The 25501-nt window shown below is 38.9% G+C and carries 26 protein-coding genes; 24 read left to right on the top strand and 2 right to left on the bottom strand.

The features are described from left to right. Positions 1-183: 183 nt before the first annotated feature. Positions 184-1653, top strand: a complete 1470-nt coding sequence (locus HYV86_07425) for a glycine--tRNA ligase (protein MBI2573669.1) — start codon at positions 184-186, stop codon at positions 1651-1653. An 11-nt stretch (positions 1654-1664) separates the two neighbouring features. On the opposite strand, the gene HYV86_07430 is transcribed toward HYV86_07425, so the two are convergent. Both HYV86_07430 and HYV86_07435 read right to left on the bottom strand, forming a co-directional pair. Next, the gene (locus HYV86_07430; GenBank protein ID MBI2573670.1) at positions 1665-2933 is read right to left on the bottom strand and encodes a LamG domain-containing protein; all 1269 of its coding nucleotides are present in this window, start codon (positions 2931-2933) and stop codon (positions 1665-1667) included. A 96-nt stretch (positions 2934-3029) separates the two neighbouring features. Continuing rightward, the gene (locus tag HYV86_07435; protein MBI2573671.1) at positions 3030-4295 is read right to left on the bottom strand and encodes a LamG domain-containing protein; all 1266 of its coding nucleotides are present in this window, start codon (positions 4293-4295) and stop codon (positions 3030-3032) included. A gap of 136 nt (positions 4296-4431) precedes the next feature. Here HYV86_07435 and HYV86_07440 point away from each other — a divergent pair, with 136 nt between their 5' ends. The 23 genes from HYV86_07440 to HYV86_07550 all read left to right on the top strand — a co-directional run bounded on the left by HYV86_07440 (position 4432) and on the right by HYV86_07550 (position 25498). Beyond that, on the top strand, positions 4432-8364 hold the full coding sequence (locus HYV86_07440) for a hypothetical protein (GenBank protein MBI2573672.1): 3933 nt from the start codon (positions 4432-4434) through the stop codon (positions 8362-8364). Between the two features lie 2 nt (positions 8365-8366). Then, positions 8367-9782, top strand: a complete 1416-nt coding sequence (locus tag HYV86_07445) for a hypothetical protein (protein MBI2573673.1) — start codon at positions 8367-8369, stop codon at positions 9780-9782. Then, positions 9779-11203 (top strand): hypothetical protein, encoded by a 1425-nt coding sequence (locus HYV86_07450; GenBank protein ID MBI2573674.1) that lies wholly within the window; start codon positions 9779-9781, stop codon positions 11201-11203. The genes HYV86_07445 and HYV86_07450 overlap by 4 nt, the downstream gene beginning before the upstream one ends. A 9-nt stretch (positions 11204-11212) precedes the next feature. Continuing rightward, complete coding sequence (locus tag HYV86_07455) at positions 11213-11656, top strand: hypothetical protein (GenBank protein MBI2573675.1); 444 nt, start codon at positions 11213-11215, stop codon at positions 11654-11656. Positions 11657-11763: 107 nt separating this feature from the next. Beyond that, positions 11764-12186 carry a hypothetical protein gene (locus tag HYV86_07460; GenBank protein MBI2573676.1) on the top strand — a complete coding sequence of 141 codons (423 nt, stop codon included), beginning with the start codon at positions 11764-11766 and terminating at the stop codon, positions 12184-12186. Positions 12187-12307: 121 nt separating this feature from the next. Next, entirely contained in the window at positions 12308-12643 is a 336-nt protein-coding gene (locus HYV86_07465; protein ID MBI2573677.1) for a hypothetical protein, read from the top strand. A gap of 46 nt (positions 12644-12689) precedes the next feature. Then, complete coding sequence (locus tag HYV86_07470; GenBank protein MBI2573678.1) at positions 12690-13400, top strand: archaeal proteasome endopeptidase complex subunit alpha; 711 nt, start codon at positions 12690-12692, stop codon at positions 13398-13400. A 313-nt stretch (positions 13401-13713) separates the two neighbouring features. After that, complete coding sequence (locus HYV86_07475; GenBank protein MBI2573679.1) at positions 13714-14451, top strand: RNA-binding protein; 738 nt, start codon at positions 13714-13716, stop codon at positions 14449-14451. A gap of 2 nt (positions 14452-14453) precedes the next feature. Further along, entirely contained in the window at positions 14454-15182 is a 729-nt protein-coding gene (locus tag HYV86_07480) for an exosome complex exonuclease Rrp41 (protein ID MBI2573680.1), read from the top strand. A 15-nt stretch (positions 15183-15197) separates the two neighbouring features. Further along, complete coding sequence (locus HYV86_07485) at positions 15198-15980, top strand: exosome complex protein Rrp42 (protein MBI2573681.1); 783 nt, start codon at positions 15198-15200, stop codon at positions 15978-15980. Between the two features lie 12 nt (positions 15981-15992). Then, positions 15993-16235, top strand: a complete 243-nt coding sequence (locus HYV86_07490) for a DNA-directed RNA polymerase subunit K (protein ID MBI2573682.1) — start codon at positions 15993-15995, stop codon at positions 16233-16235. Between the two features lie 18 nt (positions 16236-16253). Further along, entirely contained in the window at positions 16254-16880 is a 627-nt protein-coding gene (locus HYV86_07495; protein ID MBI2573683.1) for an isoprenylcysteine carboxylmethyltransferase family protein, read from the top strand. Beyond that, positions 16877-17167, top strand: a complete 291-nt coding sequence (locus tag HYV86_07500) for a DUF357 domain-containing protein (protein ID MBI2573684.1) — start codon at positions 16877-16879, stop codon at positions 17165-17167. Before HYV86_07495 ends, HYV86_07500 begins: the two co-directional genes overlap by 4 nt. A 149-nt stretch (positions 17168-17316) precedes the next feature. Continuing rightward, positions 17317-18120, top strand: a complete 804-nt coding sequence (locus HYV86_07505; protein MBI2573685.1) for a hypothetical protein — start codon at positions 17317-17319, stop codon at positions 18118-18120. Between the two features lie 37 nt (positions 18121-18157). Then, positions 18158-18574 carry a hypothetical protein gene (locus tag HYV86_07510; protein MBI2573686.1) on the top strand — a complete coding sequence of 139 codons (417 nt, stop codon included), beginning with the start codon at positions 18158-18160 and terminating at the stop codon, positions 18572-18574. Between the two features lie 92 nt (positions 18575-18666). Then, on the top strand, positions 18667-19014 hold the full coding sequence (locus tag HYV86_07515; protein MBI2573687.1) for a peptidyl-tRNA hydrolase: 348 nt from the start codon (positions 18667-18669) through the stop codon (positions 19012-19014). Positions 19015-19132: 118 nt separating this feature from the next. After that, positions 19133-21967, top strand: a complete 2835-nt coding sequence (locus HYV86_07520; protein ID MBI2573688.1) for a hypothetical protein — start codon at positions 19133-19135, stop codon at positions 21965-21967. Positions 21968-22063: 96 nt separating this feature from the next. Next, positions 22064-22372, top strand: a complete 309-nt coding sequence (locus HYV86_07525; protein ID MBI2573689.1) for a 50S ribosomal protein L44e — start codon at positions 22064-22066, stop codon at positions 22370-22372. Positions 22373-22380: 8 nt separating this feature from the next. Beyond that, entirely contained in the window at positions 22381-22560 is a 180-nt protein-coding gene (locus HYV86_07530; GenBank protein MBI2573690.1) for a 30S ribosomal protein S27e, read from the top strand. Positions 22561-22661: 101 nt separating this feature from the next. After that, positions 22662-23450 (top strand): S1 RNA-binding domain-containing protein, encoded by a 789-nt coding sequence (locus HYV86_07535; protein MBI2573691.1) that lies wholly within the window; start codon positions 22662-22664, stop codon positions 23448-23450. 64 nt (positions 23451-23514) lie between these two features. Next, positions 23515-23694, top strand: coding sequence for a ribosome biogenesis protein (locus HYV86_07540; protein MBI2573692.1), 180 nt, complete (start codon positions 23515-23517; stop codon positions 23692-23694). Between the two features lie 94 nt (positions 23695-23788). Then, complete coding sequence (locus HYV86_07545) at positions 23789-24661, top strand: alpha/beta hydrolase (GenBank protein MBI2573693.1); 873 nt, start codon at positions 23789-23791, stop codon at positions 24659-24661. 24 nt (positions 24662-24685) lie between these two features. Then, the gene (locus HYV86_07550; GenBank protein ID MBI2573694.1) at positions 24686-25498 is read left to right on the top strand and encodes a hypothetical protein; all 813 of its coding nucleotides are present in this window, start codon (positions 24686-24688) and stop codon (positions 25496-25498) included. The last annotated feature ends 3 nt before the right edge of the window (positions 25499-25501 follow it).

The following is a 25501-nucleotide window of genomic DNA, read 5'->3' on the forward strand; positions in this document are numbered from 1 at the left end:
GAAATCTTTGACTTCTCGTGCCTCCAATAAACTATTCAGAGCCGAACGCCTTTATATAGAAATCCCGGACTTGACCAGTGTGTCCAGTGGCATGTCAAAAAGTCTCTTTATCTGCATCTACTATCTACAATATCTTCATTTTCAGTCAAAATCTTAATAAATCGACCCTCACTCACCCCCTAAATGACTCACACATTTAAAGATCTGGCAACCTTTCTTAAGAAAAAAGGCTTCATCTATCCTTCTTCTGAAATTTATGGTGGTTTAGCTGGACTCTACGATTATGGTCACCTTGGGACACTTCTCAAACATAACTTTGAAAACGTGTGGCGCGCTTATTTCCTTAATCTTAACGATAATTCATTTGAACTTGAAACCGCACAAATCATGCATCACAATGTCTTTCGCGCTTCAGGTCATTTAGCTAACTTTGCTGATCCTGTCGTCAAATGCAGTGTCTGTGAATTTACCGAACGTGCCGATCACTTTGTCGAGAAAGCAACCAAACAACGTACAGAGGGTTTCAATCCTGATCAACTCAATCAACTTATCGAGAAACACAAACTTAACTGTCCTCAATGTAAAAAGACTCTTGCACCCGTTGCATCCATGAACATGATGTTTCCTCTGCACATGGGTGTTGGCAATACCACAACTGCGTATCTACGACCAGAAACCGCGCAATCGCCTTATGTTAATTTCAAATTACAATACGAATTACAACGAAAAAAACTACCTTTGGGTCTAGCATTGATCGGTAAAGCATTTCGCAACGAAATTTCTCCGCGTAATCTTACTCTACGTCAACGTGAATTTACCCAAGCAGAACTCCAACTTTTCTTCAATCCTCATCTGGTTGATGAACATCCTGAATTTGACAAAGTCAAGAAATACAAATTGCGCGTGCTGCTTGAAGAAGATCGTAAGAAAAATGCAGTTGTGGAAAGAACTCCTGAAGAATTACGCCAAAAAGGTCTACCTAAATTCTATCTGTATCATCTGGTTAAAATTCAACAATTTTATTTCGACGTCATCGGTATCCCCCAAGAACGCTTCCGTCTTTATCAGTTAGATGATAGTGAGAAAGCATTCTATAACAAGTATCATTTTGACTTAGAAATTGATCTTCATGAACACGGTTGGACTGAAGTTGGTGGACTTCATTATCGTACGGATCATGATCTTGGCGGACATGAAAAAGTATCAAAACAAAGCATGGAGATCTTTGACGAAGAAAGTAGCAAACGATTTATTCCTCATGTCTTAGAACTCAGTTTTGGCGTTGATCGTAATGTGTACTCCTTACTCGATCTCAATTATCACGATGACAAAGAACGTGGTAATATTGTCCTCTCGCTTCCCTCAAACGTCACGCCCTTCGTAGCAGGAATTTTCCCTCTCCTCAAAAACAAAGAAGAACTTGTCAAACTCGCAACCGACATCTTTTCAACACTTCGACCGCACATCAAGTGTTTTTATGATGAAGCAGCATCGATTGGTCGCCGTTATGCCCGTGCTGATGAAATGGGTGTAAAATATGGCATTACCATTGACTTTGATTCATTGAATGATAATTGTGTAACCGTTCGCAACCGCGATACGACTCAACAAGAACGCGTACCTATAACAAAATTACGAGAATATCTAATTTAAATTTGTTTTTGTTAATTTTCTTTTCGTTGTTGTAATAGCATAAACCCTGATGCCACACAAATCAAAATAAAGAGATAACCATACCAAGGAATCTCAGGTACTGCACCTAATTCTGTGTAGGTTATGGATACGTTGAATAGTTTTGGTGTGACATTGCTCCAGTCACTCAAGAATTCATAGCGATATTGGATATATTCGCTGCTGGAGAGACTCAAACTTTGCGTGCTGGGTTCGTCTGCAATGTCTGTAAAACTTTCTCCCGAACAAAGTGCATCATCGCAACTGCGTACCGACAAATTTAAGCGAGCAGCACCTCTTTTGTAGAGGATTTGTATCTCTTCTGGGCTAAGCGTTCTATTCCAGATCGCAAGTTCATCGATGTTACCATCAAAACCAAAATCAAAACCTTGTCCTCGTGCATTTCCCACTCGCGTATCTTCTGTGGAACTAGGTATGTTGGTTATGGCATTTCCTGTTTTCGTTCCAGGGACCTCTGTTCCATTAATATAAGTGTGATAAGTATCGCCAACCATATCTCCTACAAAAACAACATGGTACCACGAATTGGGAAGATACTTACGATCTGTGTTATAATCTCTAAATGTGGTTCCGGCAAGATTTGAATAAAGAAGTTGCCGGAATAATCCTCCTACACGATAGGCGAAGATGAATTGAGTTTTTACGTCTCCTGCTGTTGCACTATATTTGCTTAGGATTGTCTCCGATACATTTTCAATAGGAAAGATCCATACCGCAACGGTATATGTTCCATTTATCGTTGTTTCAAGTACATCTCCTAACGTAATATTATCTGATCCATTAAAATAAAATGAGGAGCCGAAACGAGCACTCGTATTCACTGTTGGGCAAGCACCTCCGCTACAGGTTCCGTTGAGATTGTTTCCGCTAAAATCGTAGAAATAGGTGTTATTTTCATATGTCCCATTCTTATCTAAATGGAGTAGAAGAACGTTATTGTTCATATCGGTTGTATTCACAAAGCCAGTTTCATTAGTTTTATTGTCTGGAAGGTCACATTGATAGCATAGTTCTGGCGTCCACGCAATGCTACTCCAACTCGAGATGGCGGCAGTATCATAGATCGTGCTGGTATAATTACCTGCAATTTTGGATGCATTTAACATCACTGCAGATCCATTATATCCTGTATTAGTATATGTACCCCCATTAAAATTAGTAGAAGTAAGAGTTTGAAACAGCGTTGCACTCGCAAGAAAAGCACTTACTACAAAAATCAACACCAACGGTCCTCTTTTCATGGGGTTTAGACTGGGGGGGGGTATTTATATGTTTTTGAGAATGGTATCTTCAAGGTGCTCGATGTGGGGCTAGAGAATATTTAACTTAGATTTATTCTAATTCTCTTTTCGTTGTTGTAATAGCATAAACCCTGATCCCACACAAATCAGAATAAATATGTACCCGAACCATGGCAACTCAGGAACATCTCCCATCGAAGTATACGAAATAGTCACATTAAATAATTTAGGTGTCACATTGCTCCAATCGCTTAAAAATTCATATTGGTATTGAATATATTCATTGTTTAAAAGACTTAGACTTTGAGTAGAAGGTTCATCTGCAATATCTACAAAACTGTCTCCAGTACAATTATAATCATCACAACTACGTACGGAGAGATTAAGACGTACTGCACCCCGTTTGTAAAGAATTTGTATCTCTTCTGGGCTAAGCGTTCTATTCCAGATCGCAAGTTCATCAATGAATCCATCAAAGCTATATGCTCCTCCACGTGCGCCGCCGACTCGTGTATTCTCTGTAGAATCAGCAATAGTGGTGATCGCACCGGTTCCTCCTTTTGTTCCTGCAACCTCAGTACCATTAACATAAATTTGGAACGTATCTCCTACTGGATTACCCACAAAAACCACATGGTACCAATTATCTAAAGAAAATTTGTCTGTAGTCATATAATCTCTCCAAGTTGATCCTCCAATATTGCCATATCTTAATTGTCTAAATTTCCCTAATCTATATGCAAACATAAACTGTGCTTTTATATCTCCTGAAGTATCACTATACTTAGAAAAAATAGTTTCTATGGTGGTATTGGCAGTTGGGTAAACCCATACTGCGAAAGTATAATTTGTATTTAAGATGGATTCCAATTGATCTCCCAATGTGATGTTTTGTGTTCCATTGAAATAGAAAGAGTTTCCAAACCGTGCAGTAGAGTTAAGCAAAGGGCAGTTATTCCCACCACAAGTTCCATTTAAACCTGTTTCACTAAAATCATAAAAATGAGTATTATTCTCATAGGTATTATTTTTATCAAAATGAAACAAGAATACGTTCTTAACCATATCTGTATTATTGACAAAACCAGTTTCATTAGTTTTATTATCGGGAAGATCACATTGGTAACATAACTCTGGTGTCCAAGAAATACTTTGATAACTTGAAGTTCCCAAAGTATCATAAATTAAACTGGTATAATTACCTGCAATCTTGGATGCATTTAACATCACTGCAGATCCATTATATCCTGTATTGGTATATGTGCCTTCATTAAAATTAGTAGAGGTAAGAGTTTGAAACAGCGTTGCACTTGCAAGAAAAGTACTTACTACAAAAATCAACACCAACAGTCCTCTTTTCATGGGATTTGATCAGAGTAAAGACTATTTATATGTTTTTGAGTGGTATACTCTCTTTAGATCACCTGATCCTATTTTAACTACTGCTCTCATTCACTTTCTCGTAACCTTTATATATCTCAAAAGACTCATTCCTACTATGGTGAAAAGAGGTCAAGGTGTTGCTAGTTCTAGAAATATTTCTCCTCCAGCTCCACCCTCTCATAAAGAACACCATCACAACGCCGTTTTAGTCGTTGGAATCACTATCATTCTTGCAGTATTAATTGCCGCATTTGTATTCTTCTTGGGAACATCAAAAGATACTCTTGCTGGCCAGGCAATTGGGGAGGCTCCTGCTCAAGTGTCTACAGTAGTAGAAGATGGAAGTCATGAACCTCTTCCTGTGGGCCAAGGGGAAAGAATTGAAACAATACGCTATGAAAATGGTGTGTTTACGGATCGAAGGACAACTTCCAATTGTCGTCAAGATGCAAATAAAGATTTTTGCGTTTCACTGATTCGTGCCCCCAATGGGGATGATTTTGTTTCTCATTGTTTTGCAGAAAGGTCTCGTGTTTCTAATTATCTTTGTATGGGTGAGTTTCTAGGAAGACAAAGTGTGTTAGTAAAATGTGATGCTGGCCTTGCAGAGCGCAATCGTCTTCAAGGTAATTTATTTTGTGCCTCAGATAAATGGGTTCAATGTCCTGCCGATGGTTTTTTCACTGCTCCTGGATCTGCAAATGCTCCAGCAGAAAACGAGAATCAACTCTGTCATAACGGGCGATGGTTTACCTGTGGTGCTCAAAATACTGGTCATAAAGAAGGGGAAGCTACATGTTATGCAGAAGATCAGGGGGATGATGCTCCCGTTTATCGTTGGGTTTCCTGCGTCAACGGTCAAACTAACGAAGACGGTACTCAATTATGTTTTAATGAAGAATTTCAAACCTGTAGCGAACAATTCAAAAACATTCGTCGACCTGGCGAAACCAATCCGGGGCGCATAACAGAAAATAATATGATCTGCGATGGATCAACGTGGGTTCAATGCAATCTAGAAAATCTTTTCATGACCTCACCTCTTGACCGATATGTTTGTAACATTCAAAACGAATGGTCTGATAGGGTTAAATTTGGACCAACGGGACTAAGTGAAGTGGTTCTTACAAAACAAGATATTCTCAATCCCCTCAATGTCTCTTTTAATAACCAAAATAGTTTCTCCCACTTAACTTTATGCGATTCTAATCTTCGAAACGTGATAGATCAAGCTGAAATTTGTTATACTAAAGAAGAAGTTCGTGAGCGCGTTATCCAGGTGCCTGGAGGTCAACCAGTTAATGGTGGTCTAGGTCGTTTTTCTGAGAATCCCGGTCCTCTCGCAATACAATCTTTAGATCGTTTATCAAATGGCAATAACTTTCCCCATATATTTAACTTTGAAAACAATCCCCCTAATTACAAAGTTCTCGCTATCTATGAAAACCAAGAAGAGCAACCCAAAAAAGTGAGTCTTATTGTTTTACATGAGCTCAATCTATTTACAGAATTTTCTCTTATTTCTCTCTCACGCAATATCGCTCATGGTCGTCGTGTTGCTATTAAATTCGAAAACCAGTCTTATCTTGTTTCTCAAGACAACGAGGGCTTATTTGATCTAGCTCATCTAAAACTAAAACACCTTCCAACTCAACAAGAATTCACGAATCCAACGTATGTGGGTGATAATACTTATCGTTTTACTATTTTAAACGGAAAATATCTTTTTGTTTTCCAAAACGGGGGAAATGTGGCATTTCAAGTTTCTGATGTGATGGAAATGCCTGCATCGTTTCCTCTTCCGCATACATTAAGTCAAGAATTAGAAATACCATTTAACCAGCGTTTCCCTATCATATTACAAGATGAAGGCGTTGCAGGTAAAGTTCTAACTATTTGTAACAATGATAATCCTCGTGATCCTGCAAATACCATTATTTGTCTTAATAATCAACGAATCTTAAACCTGCAAAAAGATGCTCTCAAGCCACATTTATTAGGGAATACTCGCGTTGCGTTTCTCTACAAATTTGAAGAAGGGGAAGATGGCGTATCTCGCAAAAAAGTCTATCTCTTCCAACTAGTTAGAGCATCTAACGCAGTCTCACGTCTTGATTACAATAATTTCATCAATGCATTGGTGGATGGTCGCCGAGTTGCCATCGAATTTGAAGAAAATGATGAAGACCACTTGTACTTGCTCGCACATCCCGGTAGAGAATTTTTTGATCTATCTACTATTAAGTTAACTCCATTTAATCCTCTTGAACAACAACCGCTTCAATCCGCAGGAACCGATCCCCTGATTACATTTTCTTCACCAAGAGGGGGGGAAATTTCCCTTAAACGTAATTATGGTAATCCTGTTCCTCCATTCGAAATTAAAGGATTAACACAAAACGAACTTGCGCCAATTGATATGGATCAAAATATAGAAATACCCTTTTTTTCATCAAGCATATTACGCTTTAACATACCTAACTTTGGTGCTATTCAAAGAGATGGAACAGATAATCCTCGTTCTTCTAATCTATTTAAACTTGATCCCGAATGGGGGATGGATCGTATCGATTTAGAATTCCAAGACCCTCGGATTCTATCTGATGGAAATAAAAATATGCTTGCGTATTATCATACTGCACAAGTAGAAGCTGGTACACCCACTAAAACTGCAACATTTCATTTATTCTATGATTTAATTGATGTAGCTGCAGATAACCACGTTTTCACCGAAGAATTTATTCAAACATTTACCACAGGTAAACGCATTGCGTTCAAATTAGATGATAACTACTACCTCTTAAAACACATCAACCAACAAGATCAAGCAGCATTTTTCGATCTTAACAATCTTCGCATTACTAATTTAGATAATGGAGAAGAAACATTACCTACAGTTAACACCCAAGTAGCTCGGTTTGAATTTGCAGGAAAACGCATCGAAGTAGAAATTGATGATGAAAACAATCTTCTTCACTTTCGTGGTGTTTCCGGGCGTCGCGTTCTGGAAGACACTCAAATGGGCGACTTCTATGGTGAAATTGGTCCCCAAGACAGTGTTGACTTAGGCACATCAAAACTACGTCAATGCTTCAAAGAATTGTATGCTCACGTTGCAGGTGTACGTATCTGCGATGATAACGGCGAAGTTGAAACTGTAAGCGTTGATGAACCTACTATTATTACGGTTAAAGAAAATGTACCACGACCTATGCAAGGAGGACCGCTTGTAGGACAAGCACTAAATCCTGGTGCTCACCTCAATCCAGGTCGTCGTATTGATCCTAATGCTCAAGTACGACCAGGAGAAGCAGCAGAAGCTCAAGCGAATCAAGCAGACATGCCAATTCTCAATTTATTTGGAGATAAGCAATCCTATCTTCTTGAACCTAATGGAGAAACTGGTGAAAACAAACGTATCCGAGTACGTAAAATAATTACTCTCAATCGTCAACAAACAGAATTAAATCTCCCTGACTACATTGACTTTGTCAATCAAATCGCTGTTGGCGCGCCGATCTTAAACATTAGTGGCACATTCTATTTACCAAAGGCCGAAAGCAACGCTATTCAAGATTTTAGCCTTGTTTCCTATGGGGATGGACCAACAATCACGCTACGTGAGGTAGAATTATCCAGTCCAGTTGCCGGTAACGGAACCTTCGTACTCGACAACACCCTTATCACTTTTGTACAACAAGAAACCAATAATGAAGATATCCCTTTAAGTGCAAGACTCAAAGTTAAACCACAATACTATCTTCCGGAATCAGGCAATCCTCTTGTTTTTAACAGCACTCAATCTATCAGTATGAAATTCTCCACCACTATACATCAAACACCTCTGCTCATTGAAAAAGATGCAGTCCTCTTCGAAGATTTGGTAAGTCTGCGTATAGACAATTTATTCAATCGTCTCTTTGCAGAAGGCGATACCAGAATTTTCATCTTTGATGGTCAACAAGTTGAAATGCAAATTCAAAAAATCACACTCATTCCTGGACGAGTTGCAACCCAAGAAGTTATCATTACCTTACGGAGAATCTAATCATGAAAAAAACAACCTCACAACAGCGAACAATTTTCATAGTCGTTGCTCTGTGTGTCATTCTTATAGGTATAATTATGCTGCGTAATTCTTTTTCTAGCATTGGTCAAGGCATCCATCTTGGAGAGAGACCTGCCAATCTTTACATTAACTTAGAAACTCAAGATTTTGCAACACTTCCCATTCTAGATCAGCGTAGTGTTAATCTCACTCTTCCTCTCTCTGCGCAGGATCCTGCTCCTCAAAATTATACTCTTAATTTTACCCGTCGAGATGCAGACTCATTTAACCTTACTCTTACAAACACAGCACAGGGGATCGTCATTGCACGTGATACTTTCTTCACTACTATCCCTGACGAGCATGTTTTCTTTTACGTTAACCAGCAAGACCCTCTTCCTGATTTACGCATTGATGTTGAAAATGATCAATTTATTCTTACCAGTCCCCACTATGTTTCTCCTGACAACTCTCAAATTCAACTCTTTGATGACCAAGATCAAATCCTGCCTCCCGTAATTAATATTCAAAGTCCAATCACATTTAAAGTAGAATCACGCAGTTCTGCTGTACCAGTGTTGAGTGTGGCTGGTCCGCAAAATTCTCTTGTACAACGTAGTTCACAAAACGACTCTGCTCAACAAACCGCAATTGCCACTTTTGAATTTACACCGCCCCGCGCGTCTGGTGCATTTATAATCGATATTAATTCTACTGTTGGTCGACAAGAAACTCATGCGTATTACACGTTTACTGCAGGAGATGTCTTTTATGCCACAAATAGAGAAAACACACCCTCCATTTTAATAACTCGTGAACCTGAAATATTAGGTGTTGTTAATGTTACTTTTATTTCCACAACTCAGCTTCAACCATTTAGTCCCCCTTGTTTACCACAGACAAACCATTCTTTTGAAAAGCTCTTCTCGATAGAAAACAGAGATCATAGTCGAAGCACTGGCGTTAATAATATTGTTCGTGCATTGGGCTTTAATGCTCAAACTCAAGAACTTGAACTCTGGAATCGAGGAACAACTCCTGATGATCTACGTGTTGCCGAACCATTTAAAGGGTATTTCATTAAATTACTTCAAGCTACAGCAACTAATACCACTATTAGTTATTCCTGTACGTTAGAATCGGTTGAACCAGTATCAAGTCCTGCTCGTCCCAATGATGATGCTCGTCTTTTTACTCTACACGCAGGATGGAATCTTATTTCCCTTCCTGGTTTAGTTCCTAAACCACTAACTCATTTCCTTGATCGCGGAGAATTTAGTCTATTTGATTGTTCAGTAAATGAACAATGTACTCAACAAAATGTTGAGACACCATTACTTCCTGGTCGAACCTATTGGGTATATGTAGAAGAAACACAAACTTTCAGATACAGATTAGAACCACTTGAACCACAATGAAACTCACAAAACAACTCATAATATTTGGACTAGTGTTTTTATCTACTCTTATTCTTGTCACCGCGGTGCCACCTTCACTAGGTAATTTCATGCAATTATATGGAGACGTTGTAGAGCTTCCGGAAAATGGGCCATTTACCATGATTGCACAAATTGGAAACCAAGAATTCGAAACTCCAATTAGTAATAATAAATATGGTATCTCACCTACATTCAAAGTGTTTAGTTCAGAGGGTACAATTTCATTTTTCATTGAAAATTCACTGGGCACTCGACGATCAGCAGGAACTCTCGCATATGCTGCGGGGAGTGTCTTTCGACGTAACTTCAACTATTCTTCTGGAGAAGACATAGCAGTAGTTACACCTCCTCCTGAAGATGGGGGAGAAGGTCAAGTTGAAGATGAAGTTGTGCAAGATCAGGATATCAACCCTCCTGATGAAGATCCAGTAGAACCAGCTACTAATCTTAGCCTTCAACAAAAATATGCCAACCTTACTATTGATTTCGAAGCAATTGAAGACGAATACGATGATCTCAAAGACGATTACCTCAAAGCCAAAGATCGCAATCAAACTCGTGATATCGTAAGAACCGGTGAAAAAATCAAAGACATTCTAGATAAAGATATAGATGATCTACTCGAAAAAATAAATGATCTTAAAGATGAGGCAGATGAAGCCAACGATAGTGATATCGAAGATGATGTAGATAATCTCAAAGATGATGTAACTGATCTTGAAAAGCAGATTAAAGAATTACTTGGTATAAAAGAAGAACAAAGACGTGTTCTTACACCCACACCTCCTGTAACTCCTCCTTCTGCAACAACCTGTACTTATAGTTGGGATTGTGCCGGCGGCTTTGGCGCCTGTCTAAACGGTGTACGATACCAAACTTGTCGCCGCATAGATGATTGTGACGTGCGGCAGCGAGCAGGCGCACAAGTTATCACTACCCCCAAACCACAAGAACAGCAAGCCTGCCAATCTGCAGTAACTCCTCCTGTACGTGAAGATGCACAAAGCCAAGTGTGCACTCCTTACAAAAAACGCTGCTTTGGCGATGATCTTCAACGCTGTAGTTCGGATGGAAATAGGTGGGATACTATTGAAACCTGTTTTACATCTTGTGATGCAGTTACTCTGAGCTGTGAAGAAGAAACATTGCCAAAAACTCTAGAACCTTCACCAGATGCTTCAAGTTCAAACAGTTGGCTTCTGCCCTTAGTTGGTATCATAGTATTATTAGGGGGAATGGGTGCATTTTTTGCATTCTATGTGAATCAAAAGAAATTTGCTCCACTCAAAGAGTACATTACTGATTCGCGTCTACAAGGCTATTCGGATTCTCAAATTCGTTCTCGGGTCATCGGAGAAGGGTGGGATGCGCAACAAGTTGACAAGTTGCTTAAAAAGTAGGTGGTCGATGTGGATACCCTATTAGTATTAGGTATTGGATTAGGAGGGTTAATTTTCATTGGAGGAATACTCCTTATTCATCATCGTTCAACACCAAAACGTCTTCAACGCTTACTCCAAAAAGTTCAATTATCCACCTCTCTTGACCCGTCTTCATTACTTAAAGAAGAATATCTTGAAATGTATGGGCTGTATCTTAAACTTCCAGAAAAACATAAACCTAACTTTTACGCCCAAGTCATTGCGATACGTACTATTCTTGAAGACCAACTTAAAGCGCAAAAACGGCTTGAAGTGCTTGTAACACAAATCGATTCCATAGATCAGCCCTCCAAAAAAGAATTGCTCGATGAGATTGAGAACAATTATCGCAAACTATCTGAAAAGGAGAAAGAGAAATATACTGCAAGCGTGATGCATTTGCGTGAAAGTGTACCTGTTAAAAATGAATAAAATTAATTTTAAAGGATTAACTAATTATCTTTTCCAATAGATTTTGTTCGTATCGGGAATTTCCCACCACAGAAATCTATATAAAACCCTCAACCTCTCCTCTTCTCATGGAAATTAAAGATATTAAACCCAATCAAGGTAAAATCGATATTGTTGCTGATGTTGTTGCCAAAGATCAACCTCGTTCATTTGAGAAATTTGGAAAGGCAGGTCGTGTTTGTAACATTAAACTTCGTGATAATAGTGGTGATGTCAAATTTACATTATGGAATGATGAAGTAGATTCAGTCAAAATTGGTGATAAAGTTCAACTTCAAAATGGCTGGTGTGCTGAATATAAAGGAGAAAAACAACTTTCTGCAGGAAAATTCGGCAAACTCGTGGTAGTCGGTTCTGCTGCATCTCAAGTCATGAGTAACGATCCTACTATGATTCAGCGACAGCGTCAAGCGCAAAATGACGATGACGACGAAGAAGGTTCCGACGATGATGAACCAGAAGTAATTGAAGAAGAAGAATTCGTAGAGTAAATTCCTAAACTCAATTCATGATCTCTTCTTTATTTTGTTCCTTATTTTATTATTTTTTGACTTTATCCCAATAATCTCTTGCTCACCAATCTTTAAATACTTCTTTGGTTTCTTCTTCATCATGCCAATGCAGCCAACACTTCGTCTTAAGAAACGCTACCTTACATTCAAAATAGAATCTACTCCCGTTGTCCATTTTTCACCACAAGAGTTAGAAACAACAGTGCAGCAAGCTCTTCTTCAGTTTTTGGGCGAATTTGGTGTCGCCAAAGCGGGCCCCATCTTTCTTAAAGAACGATGTAAAAATAATCTTTGCGTACTCAAAATAAATCATCATAGTGTCGAAGCGGTTCGAGCTGCGCTAATTTTAATCAAAAAGATTAAAAACACCTCTGTGATTATTCATACTCTAACAACGTCAGGGACATTAAAAAAAGCGGTAGAACGCAGCATATAATTGAGGTGGCATAATGAATCCTAGTACTAATAATAAACAACAACAAATGATCGATAAGATGGGCTACGATCGTTCCATTACTATGTTTTCTCCGGATGGACGTCTTCTTCAAGTAGAATACGCAAAGAAAACTGTCAAACAAGGCTCAACTGCTATTGCTATTGCCTGTAAAGATGGGGTTGTGTGGGTTACAGACAAACGCATCACTTCAAAACTCTTAGTTCCTGAGGCTCTTGAAAAATTATTTCGCATCGATGATCATATCGGCGCAACTGCTGCTGGAATCATCTCTGATGCTCGCGTGCTTGTTGATCGTGTACAACTCAAAGCACAACAACATTTTGTCACCTATGATTCTAAGATTGATATTCTCTCCATCGTCAAAGAAATTTGCGATTTAAAACAAATCTGTACACAAAGCGCGGGATTGCGTCCTTTTGGTGTTTCTATGCTCGTTGGCGGCGTTGAGGAAGATGGAACAGTCAAACTATTCTTAACTGAACCCTATGGGTTGTATTTCCAATATCGGGCTGCCGTCATTGGTGAGGGTGAAGAAGAAATAGAACCAATCTTGCAGAAGCGTTATCGTCCAACATTAAGTGTAGAAGAAGGAATTCGTTTAGGTCTTGATGCAATGAAAGAGTTTCTTAAAACTGAATTTAATTTCGAACGTGTTGATGTCGCTGTGATTCGTCAGGAAGATCGACGTTTTACCCAACTCTCAAATGATGAATTAAAGAAAGTGTTTAAAGTCTAGAGTGAAAGTAGAGGTATAAGCAGTAAACTCAAACCGTTTACCCTTTTCTTTCATTTATTTCTTTTTTTCATCCCGTTTATCTTTTTCCTTTTTTCCCTATTTGGCATATTCTGGGTTGACTTCAATTTTGTTAATTCTCTCCCTTGTTTGCACTTACTAACCTTATCTTTGAATCCTATTTTCTCAAACCAATCCGCAAAGCTTTTAAAGAAAAACCAAAATTATTCCCTACTTATAAGAATGAAAAGAATTGGAGGCTCCGTTCTGGGTTTCTTATCATAAGGACCCATCAAGAGAACGGAAGATTATTACCGTGAGTCAAGTTACTGTTCAAGAACGGGATATCGTTATTCCCGGACAAGTTCTGGCGGAAGGGCTCGATTACCTGCCCGGCGAAAATACCTACCGTAGAGAAGATAAAATCTACGCCAAAGTGTTAGGATTATTCTCACTTTCAGCGCGAGTAGCGAAAGTTACTCCTTTAGCAGGACCATATGTTCCTAAAATAGGGGACAAAATAATTGGTCAAGTTACCGATATCACCATGAGTGGTTGGCGTGTTGATACTGCCACTGCGTATTCTGCTATGTTAAATGTTCGTGATGCCACAACTCGCTTCGTCAAAAAAGAAGAAGATTTGAGTCAAATCTTTGCCATTGGCGATTTTGTTGTTGTTGTAATCACTAATGTAACCTCTCAAAATTTGATTGATCTTTCCATGAAAGAGCAGGGGTTATTCAAAATTGAAGGTGGTCGAGTTATGCGAGTTAATGCCAATAAAGTGCCTCGTATTATTGGTAAAAAAGCAAGTATGATCTCATTGATCAAAGACAAAACTGGCTGTGATATTACTGTAGGTCAAAATGGTGTACTTTGGGTTAAAGGTAAAACTCCCGAAGGAGAATCTCTTGCCCAACAAGCAGTGAATCTTATTCAAGCAAAATCTCATCTTGAAGGTCTAACTGACCGTGTTGAGAAATTCTTGGATGCTAAAGTCAAAGAACTAGGTCTGCCTGTATATCAATCCAGCCGATCTTTTCAAGAGGAATAAAAATGTCAGCACGTTCAACTTCAAATCCCCAACCTTACACTGCTCGTATTGACGGTCGTAAGTTTGATGAATTACGTCCCATCGAAGCAAAAGCAGGAGTTATTCCTAATGCTGATGGTTCTGCGTATCTTAAAATTGGAAATACTGTTGCCTATTGCGCAGTCTATGGTCCTCGTGAACTCTTTCCAAAACATCTTCAAGATCCTAAAAAAGGAATTATTCGCTGTCATTACAGTATGATGCCTTTTTCTGGTTCAGGAGAACGTATTCGGCCTGGTGCCAATCGTCGTGCGCAAGAAATCTCTATGGTTATGACTGCTGCTCTCCAACAAGTAGTTGATCTAAGCGCATTTCCTAATGCAGTTGTTGACATCTATGTAGAACTTCCTCAAACTGACGCAGGAACTCGTTGTGCTGCAATTTCAGCAGCATCCATCGCCCTTGCTGACGCAGGAATTCCTATGAGCGATATGGTGAGCTCCGTCGCTGTTGGTCAAGTGAATGGGACTGTTCTTGCCGATTTAAATTACGGCGAAGAAGCATACGAAGGATCAGTATCTGATATTCCTATTGCAGTTATCCACAACACAGGCGAGTTTACCTTACTCCAAATGGATGGTGAAATTAGTAAAGATCATCTTATTAAAGCATTAGAAATGGGAAAAATTGCTGCTGAAAAAATTTACCAAGTACAACGTAAAGCGTTACTTGAACGCTTTGCGAAGGAGTAAACCATGGCATTTATTATGAATAAACAAACGATTGCAAATCTCGCTGCGCAAGGTAAACGCCTTGATGGTCGTGATCTTGCTCAATACCGAAGTCCGATCAAAGTAGAGACAACAATTTCAAAAACCGCAGAAGGATCAGCTAAAGTTCAAATCGGCGATACGGTAGTTCTTGCCGGAGTCAAACTCTCCATTGAAAAACCCTACAACGACACCCCAGATGAAGGGGGAATTATGGTTAATGCAGAACTCGTTCCTCTTTCAAGTCCAGAGTATGAATCGGGTCCACCAACTATTAAAGCAGTTGAACTTGCTCGTGTTACTGATCGTGGTATTCGTGAAGCAAAAGCAATTGACATGAAGAAACTTTGCATTACTCCTGGTGAGAAAGCATGGTTTGTTAGTGTTGATGTTATTACTCTTAATGATGCAGGTAACCTTTTTGATGCTGCTGGTCTTGCTGTTCTTGCTGCATTAAAACATGCTCGCTTCCCTGTAGTAGACGCTGCAACTGGCGCAATCAACTACAAAGAACATACGACTAAAGAATTACCATTGGTGAAAGAACCATTACCCGTTACTGTCTATAAAGTCAATGGGAAATTAATGGTTGATCTTACCCGTGAAGAAGAAAAAGCCTACGATGCTCGTCTCACCGTTGCATCTGACATGGATGGTACTATCTCTGCAATGCAAAAAGGTGGCAACACTCCACTTACACTAGGCGAGATCTCACAAATGGTTGACATTGCTGTTGAAAAAGCGCGTTTCTTACGCGAACAAATTAAACACATTAATTAGGAGAATAATACTATGGCACCAAAACACCACGACGAAGAATCACATGAAGTCCATGATTTTACAAAATACGAAAAAGCTCGTATGATTGGATCTCGTGCATTGCAACTCTCTATGGGTGCGCCATTTTTCGTTAAATTATCTGACGACGAATTGCGCGCATTGCGTTACGACCCTATTGAAATTGCGCTTGCTGAATTCAAAGAAGGCGTGTTGCCCATTACTGTACGTCGTCCTGGCGCAGCAGCTGTTGTTTAAGTTTTCTTTTTTCTTTCTATGGTCCGAGCAGCACAACGTAGAGCAACTAGAGAAATTACAGCTAATTCTGTAAAAGAAGATTCTCAACTTATTCAAAATGAAGGGGCCAGTCGTCAAATATATGTTTGGAGTTCTACGGCTGCTCTCATTATTGGAATGGGGGAGACTGTTTATGATATTTCTGATGGTTCACTTGAACGTCCTCTCTGCACTCTGGCAGGTTTAGGTGTCATTTATGTTGGTGAAAGACTGATTAGAACTGCACAAAAACAATTACGTTCGCATGCTAAAAATGTAAAAGGTGATTTCGCAATTGCTGGTATTAAAGATAATGAACTTTATTCAATTGTTCGTAATCCCATTTATACTGGATTTCTCGTTGCCGATATTGGTAGTATTGCTCTTTCTCCTTCTTATATTGTTATGGGGGCAGCAGGGGTAGCTGCTTTAGCATTAGGTGAAACTGTGTACGCAGAAGAGAAACGTCTTGAAGCTCGTTTTGGAGATGCGTATAGAGAATATTGTCAGCAGGTTCCGCGATTTATTCCTTCATTCTCCACTTTGGGCAATACTTATGCTTCTTTTTTACTTCAGCATCCTCGTTTGGCAGGTGTAATTGGGGGAATAGAAAGGTTATGCACATGAACTCTACCATCACTTCAGAAAAACTTGCACAATACTTTTCCATTACCAAAGAAGCTCTTGACAAAGCCAAAGTGGCATTTGATCCAGCACGAATGGTGCAAGCCGCTGATTTCTTCGATATGGCACAACGCTATTATGACGATGCAAAATTTTTTCACGAAAAAAAACAAGATGCTGTGCTTGCCTTTGCTGCATTAAATTATGCGCATGGTTGGTTGGATGCAGGTGCGAGGATTGGCTTGTTCCAAGTCAAAGATTCTCGTTTGTTTACCGTCGATGATAATTAATGATTCTAATCCCTTCCACGTTGGGGCATATACATTATAACTACTTGTGAGTACTAACTACGCGAAAGATTTATAAAGGAATAAATTTTTTCTGTTACTATTGACAAGAAGTCACTATCCTCAAGGTGAAAGATGAAGGGGGAATTATAATGCTCGTTCAAAAAGATTTTTTAAACAAACTCAAGGACTTCGGTCTCAACTCATATGAATCCAAACTCTGGATTGCTCTTCTCTCTCGTGGAGTTTCCACCGCAGGAGAACTATCCGATATTTCTAATGTTCCTCGTTCTCGCGCTTATGATGTTCTAGAATCTCTTGAAAAGAAAGGTTTTATTGTCGTAAAAGTAGGAAAGCCCATCAAATATCTCGCAGTTCCCCCTGCCGAAGTTGTTGAACGGGTAAAAAAACGTGTTGTTGAAGAAGCAGAAGAAAAAAGTCAAACTCTTTCCCAACTCAAAGAAGGCGACGTTCTAGAACAACTTAATACTCTCCATTCAGAAGGTGTTAAACTTGTTGATCCCACTGATAAATCCGGCGCATTTCGCGGTCGTGATAAAGCTCATGAACATTTAGTATCAATGGTAAAAAATGCGAAAAAAAGCATTAATATCATGACTTCTAAAGATGGTGCAGTACGAAAATACGATCTTTTAGTTAATCATCTCAAACGAGCTGTGAAAGCCGGTGTTGACGTTCGCGTTAGTGTTCCTGCTGGAACTGACAAAGAAGTTATTGCAAATTACGCTAAAGTTGCGAAAGTAGCTCAACATCAACATAAAGATACTCCTGCTCGTTTTTGCAGTGTTGATGGAAAAGAAATCTTCTTTTATCTTACTGATGACGCTAAAGTGCACCGCAGTTATGATTCAGCAGTTTGGATTGAAGCACCACAATTTGTCAATTATTTCGAAGGGCTCTTTGACAAAGAATGGAAAGGCAATTTTAAACAATAATTTTTTGTATTATTCTTACTTTCTAGTTTTGGTAATCATGAGACATATTCCGCGAATTTTAGTTGGTATTCAAATTGAAAATGGTCGAGATTACAATACCTATACTACTCTTTTTGAAATGGTTTATCCTCCTTATGGCAACGGGTCTATGCGCGAATTTGTTGGAACTATAACCGATTTTGCTCAAAATCTAGATGAAATACTTCCCTTGCTTGCAGATGCATTTACTCAAACACCTATCTTTGCTAGAACTACAAAATATGCAGTTCTAAATGGTGGTTACTCTTTTACTGATGAGTCCTGTTCTGCTCAATCAAAAAAGCCCTATACTCCTATTCCCGCCCATTTGCTTTTCCATTTAATGAATTTATTTAAAGAAAAAAATTCTCACCTTGAACCTTCACTCTATGTTTATAATAGTCTAGCAAAATGTTATTTTCCCTGTAAAATTTAAGTGGGTAAGATTACTAAGAAAAATTATTTCCCAGAACTATTCTCACTCCTAATTCCCACACCTTTTTATATCTCAAGCTCTCTTACTCCAAAATGCCTGTCTACAAACAAGTTATTCTCGTGCGTCAAGATCTCGCTTTACCAAAAGGCAAAGCCTGTGCCCAAGCTGCTCACGCTGCCGTTGAAGCTGTTCTTAAAAGCGATCCTGAGATGGTTAAGGCATGGCGAGAGCAAGGTATGGCGAAAATCGCTCTTAAAGTCAAAGATGAGGCTCAACTTGTAAAACTCTTTCAAGCAGCGAAAGATAAACGTCTCGTTGCGTCTTTAATTACGGATGCGGGAAGAACCGTAGTTGCTCCAGGTACAAAGACGTGCGCGGCAATTGGTCCTGATGAAGAAGAAAAAATTGATTTGATTACGAAAGAACTGCCTCTTCTCTAAAAGAACTCCTCTTCTAAAAAAACTTCTTCTTCCCTAACACTTCCCTCCTCAAATTCTATCTCAGTATCAGTCAAGAAACACTTATATACCTCAAAAAGATACCTATTTCGAGAGATAGATGAAAAGAAAAGAGGTTTATGCTGTAACAAAACTAGACAGAGTTCTCTTTCTCTGTTTATTACTCTTAACTCTCCTTTCTATTTCGGGTCTTGCTGTACCCATAAGGGATACAGTTTGTGAATTAGATGGTTCATTGCGTTGTTCTGCTCCTAATAGTGTCCTTGTTGGCTCAGCTGGAGCAAATCAGCCTCCTCCGTTTGTGCTAGGATATAATAATCAAGCTGTTAGTATTACCAATGCAGCATACCTCACATTTGAGAACCATCCTTTTGAAAGTCAAACGGGAAATCTTGCATTATGGTTTAAGTTAGATCCAATCATGGAACCAAGTATCACTGCTCCTGTAAAACTGTTAAAGATTTTTGAAACGGGAAACAATCAAAATTATCTTGCTGTTCTCTATAAATCAAATGGGGAGATGGTTGTGCAATCAACTCGCAACGATAACCTCAATGTTCCAGCAAATAAACTACAATGGAAATACATTGTCCACAAACCTCTTACTGTTGACGAATGGCATCACTTTACTTTTAGTTGGCAGCGCAACCAAGCAGGTATTCCTGATGATGTAAAAGTATTCATTGATGGTGAAGAACTGCGAAAGAGTAACTTTGTTTTTGAAGACAGTTCTGGTTTGAGAGCAACCTGGCAGCGAGGACATATTGCTAAATTGCCCTCTTTATTTCCCAATACGCGAGTTATTATTGCTAAAGGCTCTGCATCTTCAGGAAATACGCTCATAGATCAACTTAGTTTTTCACCAGAATATGTTACTGCTGTTTGCCCTTATTGCGAAGTACTTGATGATGTTGTTCTCTATCAAAAACCTCTCTTTACAGATAAAGGGACTTATTCAACACTCCTTCCTTCCACTAAGCCACAACCCTCTGAGATCATCGAAAGCCTCTCTCTCACTGCAACCCCTGGAGAATATGAACCTACTAGTTTTGCTATTTTTACACAAAATGAACCTCTTAGAGATGTGACTGCCCAAATATCCTCTTTGAGATCTGCAGCAGGGAATTCTATTCCTATTGAGAATATCGATTTACGAGTTGTAAAAGTGTGGACTCGTGCTGGATTTGGAGCTAATTCTGCCGCAGGTTTTACATTAGGACAATCCAAACTTCAATGGGACGAATTTGGTATTAATGAAAAAGGCATTCTTGTCGCAGATATGTTGGTGTATGATGATGGTCAGGATCTAAAAGCATTAGAAAGATATAATCCCGATGGAACCTATACTGCTCCTCGCATAGCCACTCAACTTCGAACTACTATTTCCGTTGGAGAATCCAAACAATTTTGGCTCACAATTCATGTTCCTCAAGATACTCCTGCTGGTCATTATCAAGGAGTTATCGCACTCCAAAGCCCATCTCTTGCAACTCCATTAACAATCCCTCTCTCTATAGAAGTTCTTCCATTCACTCTTGTTGAACCAAATCAAGTTCGCTCTATTTATTACCGCAATTATCTTGGTCTAGGGGCTCTTCCTTCTGTGGGCGCTCCCGTATTTGAAAAAATTAGTGAAGAACGATATCGTGCTGAATTATCCGATATACGGGCACATGGTTTTAACGCAGTTCAGTTAAATTCGCAGCCAATGAGTGAAGAAGGGTTACGTCGTTCGCTTGAATTAGCCCGTAATGTTGGTTTTAGAATAGTTGATCAAACTGTTGCCAAAGGCGGTCGAGGCATGAGTATTGAAAGACAACTCGAACTCACACAACAGGCAGGTTTTGAGAAAATTCTTTATGCGTTTGATGAAAAAAATGAATATGCTCAAAACACCTTCGCCAACATTCTTGTTAAACTGTATGATTATCATCAAGCGGGCGCAAAAGTTATGAGTTCTTTAATTTGGCAGACTGCAGTAGAATATGAAAATCCTCAAAGTGTAATGTATGATCTAGAATATCAAAATGCCCCTTTACGAAACGTACGACCTGAAGTTGTAACCACTGGGCCTGATTATGCAGTTATTGCTCTTCCAAATGAAGCGCATGAAGGTCGCGGCTTTGAGCGGTATTTAGATATCATCAATGGACGAGACGCACCAAGAATAAATGCAAAAGAAATGTATTATTGGCAAATAGGGATGCATAAACCATTTTACGCAAGGTATAATACGGGAGTTCTGGCATATTTCTTACGAAATTATATCTATGGTTTTAAGCCATATGCGTATTCCCATCAAGGCAGTCCCGGTTTTGGATATGGTTCTCCCTATGACACATTTGATAGTGCGTATATGTACGATGAACTAACTGAAAAAGGAGACGGGTATGTGGCTTCTCAAATGGCAGTCTATCCTTCAGCGCAAGGGCCAATCCCCACATTAGAATGGGAGGCTGTACGCGAGGGAATTGATGATCTCAAATATTTAACAACACTCGACAATGCGTTAACTAGCTTAGAACAACAAGACCCTCGTCTCGCATCTCAACTTCGTGCAGAACTCAATACTGCGTTAGATCCATTTCGCCATCTAAACTCCTGGCGAATTATGTCGGGGGACGATTTTGACCAGTTACGCACAACCATTATCTCTCTTTTACGTCAAATTCCCGAACCTATCTTGACTGCTATAGTTGAAGTGGATAATGTTAATGGTGTTCTAACTCAAAACAATAACAATATCATAGATAAAATAACTCTTGTTCAACAAGATTCTCTCCAAGAAAATCAGCAAATCAATCTAGATGTTTGTTTGACATATCCTCAACTCATGCAACTTGCATCTCGTCTTGCTCAACAAGATGCACGCGGGGAAGATTTAGCCCCCATTAAACGAACCATTTTACGCACGTTTAATCTTGTCTGTTCTTAATGGCGTGAAACAGTTTAAAACGGGGTATTATTTCTGAACAACTCCTCGTTTGTAGAAACCTTTTTAAATAACCCATTATCTTAGCTTGATATTACCATGAAGATCCCAAAAACAATTACTCGTCTTTGTAAGCACTGTAAGAAGCATACTCAACAAAAAGTTGCTCTCAACAAACGTAAAGCTGCGAGCTCATTAAGTCGTGGCTCAAAAGTTCGATCTCGTTTACGTGGTCTTGCACGTGGAGTAGGAAGCCATGGACGTTATTCCAAACCTGCCGTTACTAAATTCAAACGTGCTGGTGCAAAGAATACCAAAAAAACTGATATTCGCTACACTTGCAATGAATGTAAAAAATCTTCCTGTCAACCTTCTGGAATTCGTTCCAAACGGGTAGAATTAATCTAGGTGTTACTATGGTTGCTCAATTAAAAAGTAAATTTATCAAAGTTCGTTGCTCTAAGTGTAAAAATGAACAAATTATTTTTGGCAATACCAGTACTGTTGTTATGTGCCTTGTTTGCAACAAAGAACTAGCATATCCTACTGGCGGGAAATCAAAAGTATCTGGTCGCGTGCTCGAACTTTTAGAATAAATTTATATTTTTTTCAGACTATTTTCTAAGCTATCTTTCTTCTCTTGATATAATTAGAATTCTCATAACATTTATAAAGAACGAACTGTCAGACCAATACTATGCTTTACAAGAAAATTGGATATCCTCCTGAAGAAGAGATAGTGCTTTGTAAAGTCACAAAATTACTTCCTAACTCTGTTTTTGTAGATTTGTTAGAATATGAACAGCGTTCTGGTTTAGTTCATATTTCTGAAGTAGCGCCAGGTCGTATTCGCAACCTGCGAGACTATGTAAGTCAAGACCGTCAAATTGTATGTAAAGTTCTCAAAGTATACAAAGATCGAGGCCATATTGATCTTTCACTTCGTCGTGTTAACTCTACTGAACGACGTCAAAAATTAGATGAAATTAAACAGGAACTTAAAGCAGAGCAGCTTCTTGTAAATATTGCTAAGAAGCTAAAACGATCTGCTGAAGAAATCTACAAAGAAATCTCCCCTAAAATTTTGAAAGATTATGCTTATATTCATCTTTGTTTTCGTGATATCGTCTCTGGCGAAGTAACTCTAGAATCCCTTGGCATAAAAAAACAACTTGCCGATGAAATTACTGAAGCCGTAATCGATAAATTCAAGCCGAAAACAATTATTCTTACTGGAGAAATTCGTCTTTCTACTTTTGCTACTGCTGGTGTTGAAAAAATCAAACAGACCCTTCACTCCATTGAGAAAATCTCTGATACGATCAGTTTATCTTATCTTGGTGCTGGACGTTATAAACTCACTATTGAAGATTTTGATTACAAACCCGCAGAGCAAACACTCAAAAAAATTCAAGATCTTGTAGAAAAATTCATTGATAAAGTCTCAACCGGAAGTGTTGAACGCGAGAAAGCGGAACAAACCTAATCCTAAGTATAATCATAACTATAACTTACTCTTACTATCCCTCTGCTAAACACTATCTCCTGCCATGTCCGCAAATATTCTCTTTTGTCCGCATTGTAAAAAGTATACCCTAGAAGAAAAATGTCCTTCTTGTTCTCTTGTCACAATTTTACCTCGACCCCCTAAATACTCTGCGCAAGATAAGTATGCTGCCTACCGTCGAGAAGAAAAGAAAAAAGAATTAGCTCAAAAAGGATTGTATTAATCAAAATAAGATTGTTTTTTCTTAATTTTCCCTCATTTTCCCTTCTTCACCTCTTTCTGAAAGTTTTATATACCTAACTCACATCAATCTTAAAATGGTGATAGAGAGAGAATTACGTTCATTTGATGGGACAAAAATCCATTACGTTTATTCTCAAGGTTCAAAACCCCTCTCACTCGTTTTCGTCCATGGTATTGGTGGTAATTGGACCGTATGGCGTAAGGAAATGGAACATTTCCAACGTCGTGGATATTCAACTCTTGCCATTGATATGCGTGGTCACGGCAGTTCAGATATGCCTGACGCATTCTCAAAATATAAAGTAATGTGCTTTACTCGCGACTTACACAAAGTAATTCAAACGGAAAAAATAAAAAATTTTGTTCTTATCGGTCATAGTATTGGCGGGGCTCTTTCCATTCATTATTGTATGCATTATCATAAAACTGCGCCTTGTTCTCTTATTCTTGTCGAAGGTACATGCGTATATCCCTTTCAGCGTCATCAACTTTTTGATTTAGGACCATATGCCACACATCTTTTACATTTTATTGCTAATCACAAACCAACTCGTCAAAAACACTTTTCTCATCTTCCTGATATTGAACTCTCTGACAAAGGCGGTCTTTCCAATTTACGTTTACTCTTTCATCTGCTTCATCTAACTCCCATCAAAAGTTTAGTAAAAACAATTGAAAATGTTGAAGAGTTTGCTTTTAGCAATAAGAGCAAAATATTCACCTCTTTGCGTCATCTCACTATACCCACTCTATTACTCGCTGGGGATCATGATAAAGTCATTCCTCCTAAATATTCCTACATTATTAAAGACCTTAAAAAAGATGCAGAAATCAAAATTTTACATAATGCTCAACATCATGTAATCATAGATCATCCTCGTATGGTCAGTCATGAAATTGAACGGTTTCTCATAGAAAAACAGCTTATTCAAGCTACAAAGCTTTAAAAATAAGCTTTTTTCCTAAAATATATGCCCTCAGATCCTTCTCATCTGCTACATCCATTAGTTGCAGCCTATACTCCTGTTCCAATAATCACTCCTCCAGAATCTAGCTCAAATGGGTATATGGTTCTCTTCGTTCATGGGCTTCCAGGTCATGGGAATGGGGGATTTATGCGCAATGCTTCGGAAAAATTAGTACAAGAGGGATATGCAACTTGCCGTTACTCCCTTCGACGCGACAATTCTGTGTGGGAACATGTTAAAGATGTACGCAAGGTACTTGGCTCGCCTCTTCTGGCTTCAGTAAGACAATTAGGGGCTTTTCGTCACGTCAACTTTGAAGATCATGTATCTGACTTAGGAGATATTATCGAAAATCTCACTACTTCTCATCAGGGTTCCTCCTCTTCTTTCACTTCTCAAAAAATAATTATTGCGGCACATTCTTATGGTGCAGCCGTGGCATTAGCCGTTTCCAGTGCGTTTGATGCAGATGAGTCACCTATCGCCGGATTATTTTTAAGTAATCCATTCATCAGCAAAAGTGTTCGTCATCACGTTCTTCCTGGATTTAGTGGTATGCCGGATGTAGAAGAATTAACCCAATACGCCGCGTCATATTCTGGTCCTATAATGCTTTTGTATGGGGCACATGATACCCTTGTTCCACCTGAAAATAATTCTATTCTGATTGCAGAATCAAGAGTAAATCATGCTACAGTTACAATCCCCCTCCCTCTTACAGGCCAACCAGATCATGATTTTACCAGGCCGCAAACCCGTGAAGCGTACACTGCAAATCTTCTTACGTTTGTAAACTGGCTAAATCAAAAAAAGTAATCC

It is taken from the genome of Candidatus Woesearchaeota archaeon (assembly GCA_016188115.1).
Taxonomy (GTDB): Archaea; Nanobdellota; Nanobdellia; order Woesearchaeales; family GW2011-AR9; genus JACPIK01.

Excerpts from the sequence above, each read along its gene's own strand:
- HYV86_07540 (MBI2573692.1), top strand. The coding sequence starts at position 23,515 with ATGTCCGCAAATATTCTCTTTTGTCCGCATTGTAAAAAGTATACCCTA.
- HYV86_07445 (MBI2573673.1), top strand. The coding sequence starts at position 8,367 with ATGAAAAAAACAACCTCACAACAGCGAACAATTTTCATAGTCGTTGCT.
- HYV86_07535 (MBI2573691.1), top strand. The coding sequence starts at position 22,662 with ATGCTTTACAAGAAAATTGGATATCCTCCTGAAGAAGAGATAGTGCTT.
- HYV86_07505 (MBI2573685.1), top strand. The coding sequence starts at position 17,317 with ATGCTCGTTCAAAAAGATTTTTTAAACAAACTCAAGGACTTCGGTCTC.
- HYV86_07430 (MBI2573670.1), bottom strand. The coding sequence starts at position 2,933 with ATGAAAAGAGGACCGTTGGTGTTGATTTTTGTAGTAAGTGCTTTTCTT.
- HYV86_07480 (MBI2573680.1), top strand. The coding sequence starts at position 14,454 with ATGTCAGCACGTTCAACTTCAAATCCCCAACCTTACACTGCTCGTATT.
- HYV86_07460 (MBI2573676.1), top strand. The coding sequence starts at position 11,764 with ATGGAAATTAAAGATATTAAACCCAATCAAGGTAAAATCGATATTGTT.
- HYV86_07485 (MBI2573681.1), top strand. The coding sequence starts at position 15,198 with ATGAATAAACAAACGATTGCAAATCTCGCTGCGCAAGGTAAACGCCTT.
- HYV86_07515 (MBI2573687.1), top strand. The coding sequence starts at position 18,667 with ATGCCTGTCTACAAACAAGTTATTCTCGTGCGTCAAGATCTCGCTTTA.
- HYV86_07525 (MBI2573689.1), top strand. The coding sequence starts at position 22,064 with ATGAAGATCCCAAAAACAATTACTCGTCTTTGTAAGCACTGTAAGAAG.
- HYV86_07465 (MBI2573677.1), top strand. The coding sequence starts at position 12,308 with ATGCCAATGCAGCCAACACTTCGTCTTAAGAAACGCTACCTTACATTC.
- HYV86_07470 (MBI2573678.1), top strand. The coding sequence starts at position 12,690 with ATGATCGATAAGATGGGCTACGATCGTTCCATTACTATGTTTTCTCCG.
- HYV86_07510 (MBI2573686.1), top strand. The coding sequence starts at position 18,158 with ATGAGACATATTCCGCGAATTTTAGTTGGTATTCAAATTGAAAATGGT.
- HYV86_07490 (MBI2573682.1), top strand. The coding sequence starts at position 15,993 with ATGGCACCAAAACACCACGACGAAGAATCACATGAAGTCCATGATTTT.
- HYV86_07450 (MBI2573674.1), top strand. The coding sequence starts at position 9,779 with ATGAAACTCACAAAACAACTCATAATATTTGGACTAGTGTTTTTATCT.
- HYV86_07500 (MBI2573684.1), top strand. The coding sequence starts at position 16,877 with ATGAACTCTACCATCACTTCAGAAAAACTTGCACAATACTTTTCCATT.
- HYV86_07530 (MBI2573690.1), top strand. The coding sequence starts at position 22,381 with ATGGTTGCTCAATTAAAAAGTAAATTTATCAAAGTTCGTTGCTCTAAG.
- HYV86_07440 (MBI2573672.1), top strand. The coding sequence starts at position 4,432 with ATGGTGAAAAGAGGTCAAGGTGTTGCTAGTTCTAGAAATATTTCTCCT.
- HYV86_07495 (MBI2573683.1), top strand. The coding sequence starts at position 16,254 with ATGGTCCGAGCAGCACAACGTAGAGCAACTAGAGAAATTACAGCTAAT.
- HYV86_07520 (MBI2573688.1), top strand. The coding sequence starts at position 19,133 with ATGAAAAGAAAAGAGGTTTATGCTGTAACAAAACTAGACAGAGTTCTC.
- HYV86_07425 (MBI2573669.1), top strand. The coding sequence starts at position 184 with ATGACTCACACATTTAAAGATCTGGCAACCTTTCTTAAGAAAAAAGGC.
- HYV86_07550 (MBI2573694.1), top strand. The coding sequence starts at position 24,686 with ATGCCCTCAGATCCTTCTCATCTGCTACATCCATTAGTTGCAGCCTAT.
- HYV86_07545 (MBI2573693.1), top strand. The coding sequence starts at position 23,789 with ATGGTGATAGAGAGAGAATTACGTTCATTTGATGGGACAAAAATCCAT.
- HYV86_07435 (MBI2573671.1), bottom strand. The coding sequence starts at position 4,295 with ATGAAAAGAGGACTGTTGGTGTTGATTTTTGTAGTAAGTACTTTTCTT.